Origin of the sequence: Psychrobacter sp. FME13 (assembly GCF_014861395.1) — a bacterium.
Classification (GTDB): domain Bacteria; phylum Pseudomonadota; class Gammaproteobacteria; order Pseudomonadales; family Moraxellaceae; genus Psychrobacter.
In genome coordinates this window covers 1-3,256 of record NZ_RRYV01000228.1, presented here as the reverse complement: position 1 = coordinate 3,256, position 3,256 = coordinate 1, and the positions used below count along the sequence as shown (strand labels likewise).

Genomic DNA, 3,256 nt, shown 5'->3' with positions numbered 1-3,256 from the left:
TTTAATCTCAGGAGTGTAGGTTTGTCTTTTCATTGTCGTATTCTCTCAGAATGTTAAGTCTCCGACAATACCGGGGCGGTTCACTTCTTCTAGTTCAGATAGATCTGCTATTGGGCTACCAGTACCCTCTCCCTTGCCTTCGCCACCAGTACTACCACCTTCACCATATACAGAATATGCTTTTTCTAGCTGCTCGTAGACATTACCATAATCAACAATTAAACCATTTTCTTTTTCATCATCATAGACACGGTTTGCCCTTGCTATGGTCTGCATCAAAGTATGACCTTTGATTGGCTTGTCTAAATATACGGTAGAGACAGACTGAGCATCAAAACCTGTGATCCACATGGCACAGACAATCGCTAAACGAAACGGATTATCAGGATCTTTAAATTCTTTTTCTAGGTCACGCTCTACTATTTTTTTACGATGGGTCGCGATGTCTAGTCCCAGTTTTTTAAACTTATCAACTTCATTTTGCTCACTACTGACTACAACGCAAACCTCAGTTTCAGCAACTCTTTTGTATTTTCGGCGCAGCTCTTGAGCTTCTTGCAGATCTTCAGCGTCATCGATATGCTTTTGCAGCTCGACCAGATATTCAGCCCAATAGCTTTTGATCAGGTCATACATACGCACCGCAGTCGGCTTATCAAGAGCAACTAGCATGCCTTTACCTTGATAGCCACGCTCATTAAAGTGCCATACCAAATCTTTAGCAATGGTCTCTAATCGGGACTGTGCGGTTAATATAGGATAATTTTTACTGAACTTATAAATGAGCTTTTGTCTTTGCTCCTCGTCTAAGTTCTCATCTTCTAGCGCTTCAGCCATTTTTTCATCGAGTTCTGGATTATCGATCTCAAGTAGCTCGCCCTTATTTAGATAATGCAGCGGTAACGTCGCCCCATCTTCGACTGCCCGTTTAAAGTCATAAACTGAAACGTAATCACCAAATATATTCTTGGTCAGCTCTTCTTCATCTTTGATAATAGGCGTACCTGTAAAGCCTAGGTATGAGGCACTGGGTAAGCCATAGAAACGCATGTTACGCGCGTAGATACCGCCTTGTGTACGGTGGGCTTCATCTGAAATAACGATGACATTTTTTCGATTGGTGATGAGAGGATATTCGCTCTCTTTATTTGGGTCTATGGAGAACTTATGAATCAAGGTAAATATATAGCGATGATTTTCTGATAACAGCTCACGTAAGTGCTCACGTCCCGTCATACCAGATTTGTTACCTGCAATTAGATGCTTTTCGTTTACGACACCAACGCCAGAGAACGTGTCATAAAGCTGACTTTCCAGCTCACTTCTATCGACTACTAACAGGAAGGTATAAGAGCCGCCCATTGTCCGATGAATTTTTTCGCATAAAAAAACCATCGAATAAGACTTACCGCTACCTTGGGTATGCCAAAATACGCCAAGCTTGCCTTGTAAGTCTTCAATGTCATCCACTTGATCAATGACTTTATTAACACCGATATATTGATGGTTTTTTGCCATTATCTTGACTACCTCACCATAGGAGGTATCGAACAATAAAAAGTTCTCAAAGATATCCATCAAGCGCTTGGGATCACATGTACCACGGATCATTGTATCTAGACTAACAATACCTTCTTCGTCTTCTTCGATACGCTTCCAATCGAGAAAATACTTATAAGGACTGGTGATCGTACCGACCTTGGTATCTATACCGTTGCTTAGAATGACAAAACCATTGCAATGGAAGATGGCAGGGATAGTATCTTTATAATCAGTAAAGTTATCATCATAAGCGTGACGTAAGTCTTTATGATGGGCTTTTAGCTCAAAGAACACCAATGGAATACCATTGACGAAACCCACCATGTCAGGACGACGGTTATAAAGATCGCCTATGACCTCTAATTGCCTGACTGCCAAAAAGCTATTATTGGTATAGTCGTTATAATCAAAAACTTTTAGATGACGCTCTTCAAGCTCATTATCGCTATTAGTGAACTTAACTGAGACACCATCTTTTAGCAGTGCATACTTCTCTTGGTTGATTCTACCAAGAGTTTTATCTGCTGATTTTTGCGTAATCACGTCAATGGCTTGCTCATAAGCAGTATCTGGCAGTTCAGGATTTAAGGTAACCAAAGCATGACGTAACTCACGAGTGAGAATAACCTCTGACCTGTCTTCTCTGCCAAGCAGACCGTCCTTACCAAAGGTTTCATTTTTCCAAGCCGTAACGACTCGCCAGCCAAGCTCAACCAATACGTCTTTGGTCGCTTCCTCAACCATGCCATCTTCTGAATATTCGTAGCTCATGATTACCCCGTAAATTACAACTAATTTATATTTTTTATACTTCGATAATACCCATCATCAAACGTGGCAAGAGGATATCTCTGGCTTCTTTTAGCTTTTGATTTTGTTGCTTGAGGTTCCAGATCACATCCAGATAGTCCTTAGTTTGTGCATCGAACTTATCGATTAATAATTTGGGTGGCAAACTAATATCATACTCTTTAAAGTCTATTGACTTCACGGCTGGATAAGCTGCACCTGTAGCTCTATTAGTAAGATAAGCTATAAACTGTTCTGTACCTAAAGCTTGATAAAGAAACGAGGTTGAAACATCAATTGGGGTAATAACAGAAAAACCAGTCGATGCGATAGTATTTTCTTCTGGTTTCCAAATGACAGCATAGGACTTTCGATTAGGACGTACGCATGACCAAATAATATCGCCATGAGTAACCATTCTTTTAGCTCGACCAGGAGCTTCTTTGATTTGGTACTCGGTTGTATGATCTATACTTTTCGTTGAAACGCTTGATATATCAATGTACTGAATGTCTTCATCAAAGCTTGACGAAATACTGTTAGCATTAATTTTTGATATTTCTGCTAACGTTATATTCGTCCACCCTTCAGGCAATCCTGTCTCTGCATCAATTTTCGTATTTTCATAATTAGGAAATTTCATACGCACAAACCATTCTTCATAGATGAGCTGTGCTTGCTCTTCCAATAATTCTATACGCTTTGTATTGTTTTCTAACCCCAATTCGGGATAAGGGCTCAAAAAAAAGATAAAAAAAGAAGTCCAAAGTTGCTAAAGTAAGTTTACCAAGACCACTTAAGCAAAAAGGACTTCTTACATGGACAACCTAACCGAACTATACTGAACCGCCCCGGTATTGTCGGAGACTTAACATTCTGAGAGAATACGACAATGAAAAGACAAACCTACACTCCTGAGATTAAA

At 40.0% G+C, this 3,256-nt stretch carries 2 protein-coding genes; both read right to left on the bottom strand.

Going from position 1 to position 3,256, the window contains the following annotated elements:
* Nucleotides 1–45: 45 nt before the first annotated feature.
* The gene (locus EI164_RS15280; RefSeq protein WP_225739344.1) at nucleotides 46–2,313 is read right to left on the bottom strand and encodes a type I restriction endonuclease subunit R; all 2,268 of its coding nucleotides are present in this window, start codon (nucleotides 2,311–2,313) and stop codon (nucleotides 46–48) included.
* Between the two features lie 34 nt (nucleotides 2,314–2,347).
* Nucleotides 2,348–3,019: a restriction endonuclease subunit S gene (locus tag EI164_RS15275; protein WP_192520807.1), complete on the bottom strand. Its 672-nt coding sequence runs from the start codon at nucleotides 3,017–3,019 to the stop codon at nucleotides 2,348–2,350.
* Between the last annotated feature and the right edge of the window lie 237 nt (nucleotides 3,020–3,256).

What these genes read in the sequence shown, in the direction of transcription:
- EI164_RS15280 (WP_225739344.1), bottom strand. Translation starts at nt 2,313, where the DNA reads ATGAGCTACGAATATTCAGAAGATGGCATGGTTGAGGAAGCGACCAAA.